The 15,327-nt window shown below is 45.7% G+C and carries 16 protein-coding genes; 6 read left to right on the top strand and 10 right to left on the bottom strand.

Annotated features, from left to right (window positions below; translation table 11 throughout):
• Positions 1-20: 20 nt before the first annotated feature.
• Genes pstA through pstS form a run of 3 tightly spaced genes read right to left on the bottom strand, consistent with a single transcriptional unit; the run spans position 21 to position 2,880 of the window.
• Positions 21-857, bottom strand: a complete 837-nt coding sequence (gene pstA, locus ACXAD4_RS24970) for a phosphate ABC transporter permease PstA (protein ID WP_475245645.1) — start codon at positions 855-857, stop codon at positions 21-23.
• A complete protein-coding gene (pstC, locus tag ACXAD4_RS24965; RefSeq protein ID WP_475244727.1) occupies positions 848-1,777 on the bottom strand; it encodes a phosphate ABC transporter permease subunit PstC in 930 nt (309 codons plus the stop codon). Before pstC ends, pstA begins: the two co-directional genes overlap by 10 nt.
• A gap of 56 nt (positions 1,778-1,833) precedes the next feature.
• Positions 1,834-2,880 carry a phosphate ABC transporter substrate-binding protein PstS gene (pstS, locus tag ACXAD4_RS24960; protein ID WP_475244726.1) on the bottom strand — a complete coding sequence of 349 codons (1,047 nt, stop codon included), beginning with the start codon at positions 2,878-2,880 and terminating at the stop codon, positions 1,834-1,836.
• Positions 2,881-3,241: 361 nt separating this feature from the next.
• Here pstS and ACXAD4_RS24955 point away from each other — a divergent pair, with 361 nt between their 5' ends.
• Positions 3,242-4,624 carry a sensor histidine kinase gene (locus tag ACXAD4_RS24955; protein WP_475244725.1) on the top strand — a complete coding sequence of 461 codons (1,383 nt, stop codon included), beginning with the start codon at positions 3,242-3,244 and terminating at the stop codon, positions 4,622-4,624.
• Positions 4,621-5,253: a response regulator gene (locus ACXAD4_RS24950; RefSeq protein ID WP_475244724.1), complete on the top strand. Its 633-nt coding sequence runs from the start codon at positions 4,621-4,623 to the stop codon at positions 5,251-5,253. Before ACXAD4_RS24955 ends, ACXAD4_RS24950 begins: the two co-directional genes overlap by 4 nt.
• Positions 5,254-5,337: 84 nt before the next feature.
• Here ACXAD4_RS24950 and ACXAD4_RS24945 read toward each other — a convergent pair whose 3' ends face one another.
• The 3 genes from ACXAD4_RS24945 to ACXAD4_RS24935 form a co-directional block, all read right to left on the bottom strand.
• Positions 5,338-6,489, bottom strand: a complete 1,152-nt coding sequence (locus ACXAD4_RS24945; RefSeq protein WP_475244723.1) for a trans-sulfuration enzyme family protein — start codon at positions 6,487-6,489, stop codon at positions 5,338-5,340.
• A 146-nt stretch (positions 6,490-6,635) separates the two neighbouring features.
• Positions 6,636-7,277 carry a Crp/Fnr family transcriptional regulator gene (locus tag ACXAD4_RS24940; protein WP_475244722.1) on the bottom strand — a complete coding sequence of 214 codons (642 nt, stop codon included), beginning with the start codon at positions 7,275-7,277 and terminating at the stop codon, positions 6,636-6,638.
• A gap of 120 nt (positions 7,278-7,397) precedes the next feature.
• A complete protein-coding gene (locus tag ACXAD4_RS24935) occupies positions 7,398-8,237 on the bottom strand; it encodes a LysR family transcriptional regulator (protein ID WP_475244721.1) in 840 nt (279 codons plus the stop codon).
• 382 nt (positions 8,238-8,619) lie between these two features.
• Between ACXAD4_RS24935 and ACXAD4_RS24930 the strand changes: the two genes are divergently transcribed.
• The 3 genes from ACXAD4_RS24930 to ACXAD4_RS24920 all read left to right on the top strand — a co-directional run bounded on the left by ACXAD4_RS24930 (position 8,620) and on the right by ACXAD4_RS24920 (position 11,589).
• Positions 8,620-9,375: a hypothetical protein gene (locus ACXAD4_RS24930; RefSeq protein WP_475244720.1), complete on the top strand. Its 756-nt coding sequence runs from the start codon at positions 8,620-8,622 to the stop codon at positions 9,373-9,375.
• Positions 9,376-9,466: 91 nt separating this feature from the next.
• Positions 9,467-10,597 (top strand): OmpP1/FadL family transporter, encoded by a 1,131-nt coding sequence (locus ACXAD4_RS24925; RefSeq protein ID WP_475244719.1) that lies wholly within the window; start codon positions 9,467-9,469, stop codon positions 10,595-10,597.
• Positions 10,598-10,827: 230 nt separating this feature from the next.
• Positions 10,828-11,589, top strand: coding sequence for an oligogalacturonate-specific porin KdgM family protein (locus ACXAD4_RS24920; RefSeq protein WP_475244718.1), 762 nt, complete (start codon positions 10,828-10,830; stop codon positions 11,587-11,589).
• Between the two features lie 99 nt (positions 11,590-11,688).
• Here the strand turns inward: ACXAD4_RS24920 and ACXAD4_RS24915 are convergent, their stop codons facing one another.
• On the bottom strand, positions 11,689-12,327 hold the full coding sequence (locus tag ACXAD4_RS24915; protein ID WP_475244717.1) for a hypothetical protein: 639 nt from the start codon (positions 12,325-12,327) through the stop codon (positions 11,689-11,691).
• Positions 12,328-12,723: 396 nt separating this feature from the next.
• Here ACXAD4_RS24915 and ACXAD4_RS24910 point away from each other — a divergent pair, with 396 nt between their 5' ends.
• Positions 12,724-13,008: a hypothetical protein gene (locus tag ACXAD4_RS24910; RefSeq protein ID WP_475244716.1), complete on the top strand. Its 285-nt coding sequence runs from the start codon at positions 12,724-12,726 to the stop codon at positions 13,006-13,008.
• Positions 13,009-13,079: 71 nt separating this feature from the next.
• Here the strand turns inward: ACXAD4_RS24910 and ACXAD4_RS24905 are convergent, their stop codons facing one another.
• From ACXAD4_RS24905 to ACXAD4_RS24895, 3 genes are all read right to left on the bottom strand, one after another.
• Complete coding sequence (locus tag ACXAD4_RS24905) at positions 13,080-13,499, bottom strand: GNAT family N-acetyltransferase (protein WP_475244715.1); 420 nt, start codon at positions 13,497-13,499, stop codon at positions 13,080-13,082.
• Between the two features lie 55 nt (positions 13,500-13,554).
• The gene (locus tag ACXAD4_RS24900) at positions 13,555-14,160 is read right to left on the bottom strand and encodes a glutathione S-transferase family protein (RefSeq protein ID WP_475244714.1); all 606 of its coding nucleotides are present in this window, start codon (positions 14,158-14,160) and stop codon (positions 13,555-13,557) included.
• Positions 14,161-14,288: 128 nt separating this feature from the next.
• Positions 14,289-15,248: a VirK/YbjX family protein gene (locus tag ACXAD4_RS24895; protein WP_475244713.1), complete on the bottom strand. Its 960-nt coding sequence runs from the start codon at positions 15,246-15,248 to the stop codon at positions 14,289-14,291.
• Between the last annotated feature and the right edge of the window lie 79 nt (positions 15,249-15,327).

The following is a 15,327-nucleotide window of genomic DNA, read 5'->3' as shown; positions in this document are numbered from 1 at the left end:
AGTGTTAATCGCTGTTGCTGTCATGATTTTCTCGCTTTAATCAATTTTGGTAATGCGGTCGCGGTAATGTTGACCAATAAAATAAAACCGGTGATGAGCAGGGCACCCGCCCACGCTAGCTCTTGCCATGAGGCAAATGGGCTCATCGCATACTGATAAATGGTGACAGGCAGGTTTGCCATCGGCTTGCCAAGATCCGTCGTCATGAAATTACTGTTAAGTGCGGTAAACAGCAGCGGCGCTGTTTCACCTGAAATACGGGCAATAGACAACAGGATAGCTGTCACGATCCCCGGGCCTGCCGCACGGTAACCAAGCTGGGTGATCACACGCCATTTAGGCACACCCAAACCACTACCGGCTTCCTTAAGCGTTGGTGGCACCAAGCGAAGCATCTCTTCAGTCGAGGAGACAATCACAGGCAGTGCTAGAATGGCCAGGGCAATCGCGCCTGCCCAGCCTGAATAAGAACCCATTGGTACCACAATCAAACCGTAGACAAACAGGCCTACAAGAATTGAAGGCGCACTCACCAACATGCCGTTCAGGAAACGTAGGGTTTCTGCCAGCTTGTTGCCTTTCTCTGCTTCTGACAGCCATGTTCCAGCCAAAACGCCTAGCGGTGCAGCTATCAAAATCCCCAAAGCGGTCAACACTAAACTACCGTAGATGGCGTTTTTCAGGCCGCCCTGGCTACCCGGACCCGGCGTCAATTCGGTAAACACTGCCATGTTAAGGCCCGAGATCCCTTTTGACACCAAGGTATAAAGGATACTGGCCAACACCACGATCCCCAGCATCGAGGACGCAATACAGAACAGCTTGAATAACAAATTCTTCAGCTTTCTCATTTCGATGCCCTCATCAAGTAACGCGCTGTGCCCATCACCACCACAGTGATCGCAAACAGCACCAGACCCAGACCAATCAGTGACGATATATGCATTGGATTAGTTGCTTCATTGAATTGCTGGGCAATGGTCGAGGAGATCGAACTTGCCGGCATAAACAAAGAAGTTTCGATACGATTGGCACCACCGATCACGAAGGCTACCGCCATGGTTTCACCAAGAGCACGGCCCAAGCCCAAAATACCGGCGCTGACCACAGCACTTTTGATTTTTGGCAGCAAAACACGGGTGATCACTTCATAAGGCGTCGCACCAACGCCATAAGCAGCTTCGCGCAGAACATTTGGAATAGATTGCAGGGCATCACGGGTGAGTGCCGTGACAATCGGCAAAATCATAAACGACAAGATAATACCGGCGGTTAGCAAGCCGATACCGATTGGCGGCCCGTCAAACCAAGGGCCAATCAGTGGCAAGCCAACAAGGTGCATCGCAGCCCACATTTGAAACCCTTCCGAGAACCATGGAGCGAATACAAACAAGCCCCACATACCGTAGATAATACTCGGCACCGCAGCTAGCAGTTCGATAGCCTTGCTGGCAGGCAATGCTACCCAGCGCGGCGCAAGCTCAGCGAGAAAAATTGCCGTGCCGATAGCCACAGGGATAGCAATAACGATTGCGATAAGGGAGGTGACCAAGGTGCCATATACAGCAGAAGCAGCTCCAAAATCACTGTTTACCGGATCCCAAACATTGCGAAAAACAAAGCCTGGACCAAATTCAGAAAACGCCTTCCAGCCACCGTCAATCAAAGAAAGAACGATACCTACCAAGGTAAAAAAGATTAATGCCGCGCTGAACAGGCTGATTCGACTGAAGATTGAATCTCCGTCCAGTTTTGGCTTAGCGATAGTCAATAACATAATAAGTACAGCCGCTGCCCACCAAAATGGGCAGCGGAAAAATAAGTGGAAGATAATTACTTGATGAAAGAAGCACCGTTAGACGTAAAGCCTTGCGACCATTCGCTGTTTACCATTTCCACTACAGATTCAGGCATTGGGATGTAATCCAATTCTTCAGCCATTTCGCTACCGTTCTCGTAGCTCCACTGGAAGAAGTCAACAATGGCTTGTGCTTTCTCAGCATCGACCTGATCTTTATGCATCAGGATGAAAGTTGCCGCTGTCATCGGCCAAGATTCAGCGCCAGGCTGGTTATTTAGAAGCAGGCGGAAACCTGGAGCGTTTTCCCAGTCAGCATTGGCAGCTGCAGCCTGGAAAGTATCCATGGTTGGTTGGATGAAGTTGCCTTCCGCACTGGCCATCTGGGTGTGAGTCATGTTGTTCTGCTTGGCGAACGCGTACTCAACATAGCCAATTGCGCCGCGGGTACGACCAACGAAGTTAGCAACGCCTGCGTTACCATTACCACCGATAGTGGTTGCTTCACGCGGCCAAGTAATGTCAGAGTTTGCACCGATGTTCTCAGCCCACTCTTTGCTGACCAGAGATAAGTAATCGGTGAAGTTGAAGGTTGTACCAGAACCGTCTGAGCGGTGAACGACGTAGATGGCTTGGCTAGGTAGTTTTACACCTTCGTTCAACTCAGCAATACGTTCGTCATTCCACTGCTTGATCTTACCCATGTAGATATCTGCCAGTACTTCACCAGTCAGTTTGAGTTCACCCGCTTCGATGCCTGGTACATTGATAACTGGCACAATTGCGCCCATTACCATAGGGAACTGCAGCATGGCTTCATCATTCAGTTGATCGATGGTAAGAGGCGCATCGGTTGCACCGAAATCAACAGTTTTAGCTGTGATCTGACGAATACCACCGCCTGAACCGATAGCCTGGTAGTTAATCTGCACGCCGGTTTCCGCACGATACTCCTCTGCCCACTTTGCATAGATTGGGTGTGGGAACGTTGCACCTGCACCATTAATTGATACATTTGCAGCAGCACCAAATGATGCAGCCATCAGTGCAGAAGAAACCAAAGCGGTTTTGATTAGTTTCACAATCTTATCTCCGATTATATTGTGAGGTTACGAATGAGTTAGGTCGTTCATTCAACAAGTTTTGTTTACAGCATCTTTTAAAAAATTGGCAAAATAAAAACTAAGGTGTTCATTCAAAGTCCTACTGGCGCAACTTTCTAACGATTGTGGTCATCAAACTTGTGAGGTGGAGATTAGATTTGGAATATTTCACTTTTATTACTTTTGCTTTCATAAAGCCAAAAAGAAAAAAGAATTATCATCGCCATAATATTCTGTGAAGAAAAATTCACAACCTAGAGATAATGCTTTTTTGTGACCTAATTTACCGTCTTAATTTTGCGCCATTGCTAGATAACTCTATCTCGATTAAGATTACCGGATGGAAAATTTATCAGTTTTTATCATCTACCTTATCTATGGCCTGGCTTTTTTCGCCATTGGCTTTTCCATAACATTCAGAAACTTAAAGCTAAGCCGTTTACACATAGCAACCGCTCTCCCCACCTTGGCAGTGTTCGGATTTATCCACGGCCTGCACGAATGGTCCGAGCTTTATCTCATCCTCAATGAAAATGCATTGAGTAAAGTCATCCATTTAGAAGTATTTAAAGTTATCAAGCTTTGGGTTTCATTCCTCGCACTAGGCGCATTTGCTTGGCAAATGCTAAATGTAATCCAATGGCAATATCGACAATATGCAAAGAGAGTCATTATTAGCATTCTTGTTATATTTTCTTTGTTTTCAATTCACAGCTACTATTCACAACCGACCAATACCTTCTTATTTAACAGTGCTAATCAAATCAGGTGGATTTTCGGGTTTGGTGCCGGTTTATTATCGGGATACTGTTTATTTATTTATGGTCAACAACTTAATAAAAACCAAACTGATTCCGGCTTATGGTTTCAACTTACCGGCTTTGCCGTTATTGCCTATGGTGTCGCTGCAGGTTTGCTATTAACTTCTTACGGGATCTGGGTACCTATGGTGCGTACCCTGTGCGCAGTCGCTATTTCAGTCACCCTATGGCGGGCATTGGTGGTTTTCGATTTAGAGCGCCACCGCCAGATCAAAGCCCAACTCCAGCAATCACTGCAACATGATAAATTCAAAGAGCTCGGCGAACTCACCTCTGCCATCGCCCATGAGATAAAAACGCCGCTCAGTAGCGCCATTGTCAGCTGTGATTTGCTAGAACGCCAATTGCCAGAAGACAATGAAAATGCTCACCGCCAGCTCAACCGGATCCGCACTGGCATGGAGAAAGCCGCCAATATCAGCCACGAAGTGCTCAACTACGCCCACCAGCGAACCCCGAGTTACAGCAGTATTCACCTGGCTGACTTGGTTAATGACACGCTAGATATGATGTCTCATCGATTGTCGCACTTTTCTGTGGTCATGAGCGTGCCTGATAAACTCACCCTGGATGGGGATAACACCCAGCTGCAAGAGCTGTTCATCAACCTGCTAAACAACGCCATTGATGCCTGTGGCGAGGATGGCATTATCACCATCAACGCCAACCAGTTAGGCGACCAAGTGTTGATCCGGGTAACGGACAACGGGCCCGGAATGAATGACGATACCCTTGCCGCCGCGACCAAACCTTTTTACACCACCAAGCCTGCTGGCAAAGGTACCGGCTTGGGGCTTTCCATCTGCAAACAAATCACCAACCAGCACCAGGGTCAATTATCATTGAAAAATACCGGCAATGGCCTATGTGTTGAAATAGAGCTACCTAAGGAGCAATTGTGAACCTATCACTACTACTGGCCGAAGATGATGACGATCTACGTGAAGTGTTGGTAGAGGCATTAACCCTCGAAGGCTTCGATGTCAGGGCTTGCGAAAATGCTGAGCGTGCATTGGAGCTTGCCAACGAACAACAATTTGACCTGGCCTTGTTTGACGTGGTGATGAGTGGTTTAACCGGTATCGAAGCCATGACGACGATTCGCCGCCAGCAGCCCCATATCGGTATTATCATTACCACCGCTTTTGCCACCGTCGATGTCGCCGTGGATGCCATGAAAAAAGGGGCTGATGAGTTCCTGACCAAACCCTTTAACCTTGCAGCCCTGTCAGTCACTCTCAAGCGGGTTCATGCCCAGCGTTCACCCAAATCGCCTATCGAAGAGCGTACCAACGATCAAGTATTTTCAGCGCTAGCCAACCCGATCCGCCGCGCGGTTATGCAGCAACTTAGCCTGCATCAGCAGCTAAAGTTCATGGATTTGTGCCGTTTGGTTGGTATCGAAGACCATACCAAGTTCAACTTCCATCTTCGCCACTTGGTCAACAGCGGGTTAGTGAAAAAGAGCGAAGGCCGAGTCTATGCCCTGACGCCGAAAGGACGGGAAATTCACAGTAGTATGTTGAGATAGAGTTAGAGGCTAGAGAAGAATACCCTTCCGGTCATATGGAGGAAGGGTATTTTTTTGAGTTTCGCTACAAGGCAATAATCGAGGCTATTTGTTCAACGCCTGCTCGAGATCTGCAATCAAATCATCAGCATGCTCTATGCCGACTGACAAGCGGAGGGTCTGATAGTAAATCCCCATTTTTTCGCGTTCGACTTCAGGTACACCAGCATGGGACATCGTAGCGGCATGGTTGATCATGCTCTCTACCCCGCCTAATGACTCCGCCAACATGAAGTACTTCAGCTTACCGACAAACTGTTTCACAGTATCTTCATCGCCTTTCAACCGGACTGATACCACCGCACCGCCGGTGCGCATCTGCTTTTGGCATAACGCGTGCTGAGGGTGAGTTTCAAGGCCAGGGTAATAAACCTGCTCAATCGCTGGCTGTTGCTCCAGCCATTGCGCGATTTTAAGGGCATTGCTGCATTGCCTTTCCATCCGGATATCCAAGGTTTTCAATCCACGCAGAGCCAAGTAGGAATCAAACGGTGAGGCAATCGCCCCAACCGTGGTTTTGCAGCGATCCAATTGCTGTGCCAGGTTGTCATCAGCTGTGATCAGCGCACCGCCAATCAGATCCGAGTGCCCGCCAATATATTTGCTGGTAGAGAGCATCACGATATCGGCCCCTAGCGTGAGTGGCTGTTGGTTCCACGCGGTAGAGAAGGTATTGTCGACAATTGAAATTAGCTCACGCTGCTTGGCCAATTGGCAAACCGCTTCGATATCCACCAGTTCAAGCAATGGGTTGGTTGGGGTTTCAATCCAGATAAATTGGGTATTTGACTGGATACAGGCTTCAACCGCAGCCAAGTCATTAAGATCGACATAGCTGAACGACATGCCTGAAGTACGGCTGCGTAGCGTCTCGAACAAACGATGGGTACCGCCGTAGACGCTCGACATCACTATCGCATGGGAATCCGCTGGGAAAAGCTCTAGAGCCAATGCAGTCGCCGCCATCCCCGATGCCGTTGCCGTGGCGTAAACGCCGCCTTCTAGCTCGGCCAAAGCACTTTCATAGGCACTCCGTGTTGGGTTATCGCAGCGGGAATAGTTAAAGTCGCCGAACTCACCAATGTTTGGCTGAACAAACGTACTGGCGGTCGTTATGGCCGGAAAGATTGGATTGGTTTGCTGGACGAGTTGCTCACCACTGTGGATGACTTGAGTGGCAAACTTTTTGCTTTTCATCTGAATTCCTTGTCTCACTGGGAGTATAGGCCTCAGTGTAGCAAGCTATGACTGATAGATTGTTGAATATAGTTCGTTGAATATAGTTCGTTGAATATAGTTTGTTGAATATTGTCGAGGATATGAAAGAGTAAACAGCCTGCACTTCAAGCAACCTGCAGGATCTCTTGGGAAAGACGGTAACCCATTCCTTCTTTATGCAGTGACCCTTTGCTAATCAGCCCTTTGATTTCTTTGCCCACAGTATTCCTGGACATGGTCAACAAAGAAGCCAGGGCAACAATGTTTATTGGGATGATACCATCATCTGTTACCTCGCTGATCGCCAGCAAAGCTTGCTCTACTTTATACTGAGCATTCTTCTCACCCCTGAGGTGAAATAGGGTATGTGAAAACCGCTGCTTTTTAGCCAATGAAATATTGATCATTTTGGAAAAGTTGGCGTTGCTTTCCACTAGTTCGTTTACAACATGGAACGGCACAACAACAACCGTAGAATCCGTTACTGCTTTGACATCGGTATGGCTGCCACCACCCAACAAATATTGAACTTCATTGAGGATAATCCCTGGAGTGATCAGGTTATAGAATAAACAATGACTTTCTTTGTTCGTTGGAAATATGCCAAAGACACCGCTCAAGGGAATTGCGATAAAGTCAGATATCTGATCTTGGTAGTACAGGAAGCTCCCTTTCTGAATAAATTTGAGTTTCCCTCGATTAAGAAGTTGCAGGGCTAACTCATCATCAATACTGTACTTGTTTTTTAAACGACAGAAAGCATCCATCAGAGACTCCATATTGGAAAATAACACTCTCAAAATTACGGGATGAGTCTAATGAAAATCGCAAAGACTAAATATCACTTACCGCTTATATCTTCTATAAGAAGAGAATATGCAATTGAATTAAAGACAGATACGATGGCGGATTTCGGCCCTTATCGATTGATGGTGTGGGTCTGAAGCATACCGTCGGTGATAAACTATATGCAATGGAACAGGCTCAGCAGCAATAGGCAAAGGCAAGACTTGCAAGCGGAGTATGTCAGCCCACTCATTGGCAACGGCATCATTCACAATACCCAAGCAATCACTTCGTGAAACACTCATCAAGAGGCTGGCAACACTGCTCACTTCGAGCTTATCTTTGAAAGTAGATACTGGTTCCTTGACGTAAGACTCCAAAATTTGTCGCTTATCAGCACAAAGCTGCAAGACAACATGCTCCTCATTATAGAAGAGTTCTTTGGTCAATGTGTTCTCGCACACTCTAGGGTGATCTTGACGGCACACCACCACCATAGGCTGTTTAATTAACTCTTCAACAATAAAGTTACTATCAAGGTGAGCAACAGTATCTAGTAATAACTCTATTTTGTTCGCTTGCAGATCCTCAAACATTTGCTTTTGTACCCGAGGTTGCTGGCGCATGATCAAAAATTCAATATCACTGAATAAATGAAAATAGGCTTCGTTGACATAAGCGCAAACATCACGTTTTTGTGCCAGTACACCATCAATAGAGTCAACGGCTAGGCCAAGATGCCTAATTAACCGAGTGGCATAGGGGGTTGGCGAAGGGCGACGACCTTCATTGACAAATAAAAGCGTATCAAGGCTACTTTCAAACCGGCGTATTGCCTGGCTAACGGCAGGTTGAGACAAGTTCAATTCGCGCGCAGCAAGGGTATAGGAAGAATGGCGGTATACTGCAACAAACACCCGCACAAGATTCAAATCAATCATGTCTTTTACCTGACAAAAACTGGTTAGCTAACACAGCTGGAACTTTCAAAAATTGGCCGGAAAATAAATGCAACCTATATTTAGCCTTCACTAAACTTAAAACACTCCTTTTATTTTAATTGAAAAAAACAACCTTGATTGCACTGTGAGTGCACAATAACTTTTTATTACATTACCCTTTAATTAAGTAATATTATTTAAAATAACCTTGATAATTTAGAGTAACTTAAATTTGGTTCACTTCCGGTAAGCATTTAAAAGTTATATAAATACACACAATATTACAAACCCACTAAACAACCTGCACTTACAGTGCAATGCAACATTCACCTTAATGGTATTTTGACCTCACTTCATTGTTGTACCTCTTTAGAATAATATTATGAATAAATTACTTATTTCTGCAGCCGTGCTAACTGCAGTCAGCTTTGCAGCACATGCCGATGGCGAAATTCAAGATATGTCTGATCCGCTGGCGGTATTTACCCAAGTAGGCGCAGGCTATACCGATAAAGGTTTGAACATTAAATTAGGTCAAACCTATGACACCGGTAACCCTACCACTGCTGGCATGAATGTACTCGAATTCAAAGGTGCATTGGGCGACACCCTTGGCTGGGATAGCGATGCTAATGACAGCATTGATAGCATCCGTTTCCGTAACTTCGGTGTCGACCTAACCAATGGCCGCGGTAACCAAATTGATGTTACCTACGACTTCAATACTGAAGCCGGTAACATTTCCTACAGCTTTATTCAGGCGCTACCGGCCCTTGGTCCAGTTCAGCTATTCCCGCTAGCGGGTGCCGGAGCGGCATTTGGCAACAACAGCGTATTCACCGAAACCAACGGCTACTCAGTACCGGGTACCTTTGCGGTTGTCGGTACCTACGGTAAGTTCACCATCAACGATAAGATTTGGCTTAACTACAACCCGATGTGGATGACCACCCTATCGGGCTCAGATAGCTATAAAAACAATGCGTATGGTGAAGGTAACTCAAATGTCTTGGCCCATGAGTTTGCAGCCTCATACCAGTTTAACCCTCGCTTCAACGTGCGTTATTTCGCCAACTGGACAGAATACACCGACTTCAAAGACGGCGACCACCGGATAGAGTTCAACTATCAAATCTAGACATGCATTCAAGCGCTGCCGATAGGCAGCGTTTTCAATACTAGCTAGCCGAAAGCTTCCCTGATTGCTCTTGTTTATTTCGAGCCTGATTATGAAAAAACATACTTTAGCTGTACTTTTAGCGTCTGCCTTTTCTTCAAGCGTAATGGCAGGCGGTATTCTTCTCCATGAAGTTGCCACCTTTGATAGTGCCTCATCTGCAGGCGTCGCTAACCCAACCAACCGAAACGATGCCAGTGCGGCAATCACCAGCCCCGCAGGCTTAACGGCTATCGAAGATTCCAGCTTTTCCTTTGGTTTGCAATATATCGACGCCTACTCAGACCATAATGGTAATGGCTTGATGGGGGGAAACCTCCATGCGTCCGGTGAAAACAAGGCCCTCGCGCCAAGCCTTGCCTATGCCAAGCGGATCAATGATCAATGGGTATTAGGAGCCTCGCTACACGCCGATGGTGGTCTTGGTATGGATTATACCAACGGTCTATCTGGCTTTAACTTGTTTGATGCCATGTCGCAGGAAGCGGTCAATGTGCACTTTGCAGCAGGCTACCAAGTCAATAACCGTTTATCCCTTGGCGGTGCACTTGTCATACAGCATCTAATGACATCCCTAGATGCATCCATTGCTGATATCGAAATAGAAGGTGAGGCTAACTCGACTGCTGCCAGCTTTATCCTTTCAGGTATGTTTGATATCACCGATAGCACTTATATTGCCGCTAACTACAAACACCGTGTTGACCACCGTGGCGATAAAATAGAGGTTAAAGCAGGAGGGATGAAAACAGTGGTAGCCAATGATGTGATCTGGCCAGCTCGTATAGATATTGGCCTTCACCACCAAATCAATGATCAGCTGGCAGTCAAAGCTATGACTGGCGTTGAGTTCTGGTCCGACTTTGACCGCGATGGCGACCTTAAAGATGTTTACAGTGTAGGTACCGCCATTAGCTATAGCCAGAACAGCTGGCAATACCAAGCGGGTGTTCGTTACGACTCGACGTTACAAAAAAGCTCAGCGGTTTCTCCTGAACTTGCCGTTGGCAAAAACTGGGCAGTGGGCCTGGGTGCCGAGAAAACACGCTCAAATGGCCACCGTGTTGGTCTCGCTTATGAATATCGCGACCTGGGAGAACATGATGTCAGCTATGATAATGGCTTCACCGGAAAGGTTGACGACCAACGCCTGCATGTCCTTAGTCTAAGCTATGCATACTAATCACTCTCTCAAAGGCCGAGGCGACTTGCCTCGTTTTTCTGTTAGTTGAACGACTATTCCAATCATTTCAAATCTAATCATTTCAAACAGCATTCAATTACATTCGAAAAAACTTTTCACTATTCTGTCCCCGCTGATGAACACGGTGCTTTACCTGATTCATCAAGCTGTTAACGGATAACAAAACCTGACGATGGATTGTATTTCTCTAATACAAAATAGGTTTAATAATGAAAAAGTTAGTTTTAGCCGCAGTCGTTTCCTCTCTTTTCTCTGCCACTGCAATGGCAAACACCAGTTACAACATTCAGCACGGCAATGATGATGAGAGCAAGCTCTCTGTCTACCATGACATTGGCTTGGGCTTCAGTGGTGGTGTTGAAATCGTCACAGAAGGCAACCTGAAGCGCCATAAAGAGTCCAACATGCGTATCGATTACAACTTCGATGTAACCGATTCTTGGTATATCCAGCCACAATTCGAACTTACCGTGCCCTCGGGCTCTCGCAGCCGTTCAAGCTTCGAAAGCGACAACCATCGTGCAGACTTGAGGCTGAGTAATACCGCGAAGTTTGGTTTGAAAACAGGTTACCAGTTTGACAATGGCCTTTATACCGCCGCCCGATACCGCTACGAGATGACCGATGCGAAAGTTAAATCTAACATAGCTAGCATCAAAGAAGACAACAACATTCACCGCATGGACTTAACCGTCGGTTATATCGTTGCCGATATGATGGATCTATCCGCGAACTACATCCACAAGCTTGGCGATTCTGAGTTTAACGGCAACATGGTTGACGAGAACGAGAAACTTAAAGGCAAATTGGAAGGCAATCAAAGCGAAGTTGAACTGAAGGCGAAATTCATCGGCTTTGACAGCATCCACCCATATGCGATGTACACCTATAAGGGCGATGCCGAAATCAAGGGAGTGGGCAAAGCGTCAGTAGACAACGTGTTCTCTGTCGGCGTGAACTTTAACTTCTAATTTGCACATATAAATCAGTTGTAACGATAAAACGCTTCAATAAAAAACGAGGTAGCCAGTGGCTACCTCGTTTTTCTCTTTGCAATGACGAATTAGCTATCACACATCTTTATAGTCAGCCCACTCTCGCCACTCAGAAATATCTCTAGGGTTGCCATAAGCTCGCACAAAACGGGGAAAAGACTGGGGAACGGCAATGCCAAACCTGTCTTTAAACACCGAGTTAAGCTTCCAGTGGGTAGAATAACCTTCCTGCATCAAGTCAAACGCCTTATGAGCTTTCTTCCAAAAAGTCGGGTTTGCCTGCCCTTTGAGGCTCATCCACGGATAAGAAACTTTAGTTTCCTGCACACCATATGCAGCATTACCGAGCATATGTAATAGCTTAGACAAGGTGTCTACACCAAAGTCCCGAATGGAAAGACATCTGATAGCCTCTATATCATCACCAACCTTATTCGCGACTCGATTGATAATAAAATCCAGATCGAGCTGTGCACACATCTCAAAGCTAATGTCATCAATCCGCGCCAATACCGCTGCTCGATACTGTTCCTTGGAAAATTGCTTGTTACGAAGCGCTCGGCGATAAGCAATGGCATTACTATTTTTATCAGACACGTGGCGTTGAAGTTCAGGGTAGTCATCGAGTGCACTAGGATTACTCGACAAAATAGCCAGCAACTTATCTTGTTCGACCATGATCTGCCCTAGCTGCTGTTTCGCTTTATTGTCCATCATCCCGCCTTACGCTATTAAGTTCATTACAATCAATTTAGCGGTAGATTACTCTCTCACATGGTTTTATGTCAAACCTTTTACACTCATTTCTACATTCATTGGATATAGGGTGAAATACCTAATTTCTCTTACTTCGAAAGGCATAACACGGCTAACTCAATGATAGATAATCTAATACAAATGAATGGCTTTTTTTCGGCAAAAAAATGCGGTTAAACCTAAAGAAAATTGTGGGCATACCTACTAGTTTTCCGTGCTAGTTGCTTGGTAAAATCCATACTAGGCCTAAGGTCAAAGGAAGCATCAAGAACAATAAGAAAACACCTTCTTAACAAAGGTAAAACCTTTAGTTTTATTTATACCATTAGCAGCAATGCCAAGGACAAACGAGCAATGAACAAATGCGAATCCATTTTCAACATTGTTGATAAAATAAAGAAATCACACTGGAAAAACGACACCTCAAATGCGATTGCAAATGATGTCGAAAAACTGATCATCGATCTAGAGCCTTACAAAGACGAGGACAAGACAGTTTCTCATCTTAGCTTCCTGCTAAAAGATTTACTTGAAGTCTTGTCTATCGATTACATCTCTGCGGAAGATCAGCGTTCTGCTTCTATCTTGCTGATTGATGAAATAACACATGCCAGTGATTGTTGCTGTGCTCATCATTAATGTTTTATCGCCATGCTATTTAGCCAATCAAGAACGATAAATCAGCTCAGTTCCTTGAGCTGATTTGTTGTTCAGCACTGACAAACAAAATGATGGCTAGCAATCACGAAGTCTTCCTTCAAGTAAAACTTATGCGCACCATAGCGATGAACACCTGAATCTAGGTGGATCTGATCTATCTGGTTGATATGGGCATAGTCCTTGAACCACTCCATCAAGTATTTCCCAGCTCCCGTCGAGCGCTGAGCTTCATCAGTAACCAAATCATCAACGTACAGATAATTGCCCCAACCCAGTTTATGACCAGTGACAAATCCGGCTACACATAAAATGGTATCGTCAGCTCTAACATAAACCAGCTGATAGCCGTTTTTACGTTGTTGGCTCATTAGATCTATCAATTGCTCCAGTTCATACTTGGGCCGGAGTTGCTGCATGAGCGGTGCAATTTCAACTACTTCTTCATTCGTTGTTGCTAGAATGACTTCCATGCTTCCCCACATCTAATCCACTAAAGCTTAAACAGCGAGCCATTTTACTTACCGATTATGACAACATGCCGACATAACGCGGATGTTCGCTAACTTTTTCTAGCCATGCTTGGATATGCGGGTATTGCTGCAGTGAAAAGCCACCTTCGTGAGCGACATGGGTGTAAGCATACAATGCGATATCAGCGATACTCAGCTCATCACCGGCAAGGTATGGCGAAGTCGCAAGCTGCTTCTCCATTACACCGAGCGCTTTATTACCACCCTCTTGCAATGAAACATATTCAGCCTTGCGCTCCTCTGGCAACCCTAGGTATTTCTCAATAAACCGGGCGACAGCAATAAAAGGTTCGTGGCTATACTGTTCAAAGAACAGCCACTCCATCACCTTGGCTTTCTGGTATTTATCTTCTGGTAGCAGCGGTGTATCTTCAGCGAAATAGGTCAATATGGCGTTAGATTCTGCCAAAAACCGGCCATCTTCTATTTGTACTGTGGGTATTTTGCCGTTGGGGTTAACTTGCAAAAAGGCGGGAGTCTTGGTTTCCCCGGCGAGAATGTCGATATGCTGCCACTCGTGCTCAATCCCCAGCAATTCAAGTAGCAGTTTTACTTTGTAGCAGTTACCCGATTGGATATCACCATATACCCGTAGTACCATTGCCATCTCCATTTGGCTATTTGTGGTTCACTCACGTTAATGAATTACCTTACCTGCCACAACCGCAGCCGGACAAAAAACGATAAAATTCTTATCGCGTCGATGAACAAGGGTATTTAATACAGGCATTACCGGTTATTTGCAGTTTTCATCATTGCCTGCATGTTAGCAGCGACTTCGAGGCTAATTTCATCCAGCCATTGATAGCGCTTGGTATACAAACGGCGTTTGGTTTTCTTCAGGCTGGACGTATCTTTGCGCAACGGCTGTAGCGGCAGTTGGTAGAAATAGGCGCTCTCTTTGGTAGCCCCGTACTCTTGCCACAAGTCATCATAGTCAAAGGTGACGGCTTTTCGCTTCGAGCCTATGTAGCGCAAAGCTTGATAGACGTGCCCCTTATTGGAGATACCTCTTACCTCATCCATGCCCAGCACATTGGCGACAATCAACACCAATTCAGCCATCAAGGCTTTGGTACGTAAGCCATGCAGTGAGCGAGTCAGGGTTTTGATCACCTGGTTTCGATCAGTAATCTCTTCTTTCGGCCCCTGCAAAGCCCCCACATAAAGGATCTTCTTATCGCTGGTTCCAATATGACAGGTCAGCGAATAGATATTGCGGCTATTCTCATCAACTAAATACAATCCAAGTGAACCCTCACGGCTCATTCCCTGACAAAGTTGCACTTTGTAACCCACATCTTGGTTATCGGAGAACTCAAGGATTGTGGCACCTTTAACAGAAAGTACCGTTTGTGCCTGGTTACCAAAGGTGTCTTTGATGAACAGGTAATGCTCACGCAATCGGGCAATTCTTTCCTTTCGAGACCAGTTCACACAAAGGTATGGCTTAAGTGGCTTTTCGAAAATTCTAGGGTTCTTCTGAAGAACAGGCCTCAGTTCCGGATGGGCAAAAACTTCCGACATCGCCTTTACCGCATCGGCATTGACTATGCCCCAAAGACAAAAACGCGCATTTTTCTTTATCTTTCTGAAACCTCGGCTAGTTGGGTAAACCGTATTAGCTAAAACAGGAAGACGACGCAAATAATCAAAATGAAGGGAGGAAGAAAGCACAACAAACCACATAAGCAGACAAAATTATAAACAGTGTATAATTGACGGTTATGGTTTTCTGTCGAAATGAATAGTTACAATGTATGGGTTT

Source organism: Photobacterium sp. AWH4_225 (assembly GCF_056158405.1).
The sequence above is the reverse complement of the archived record's forward strand: the minus strand, read 5'-3'. Positions and strand labels throughout refer to the sequence as shown.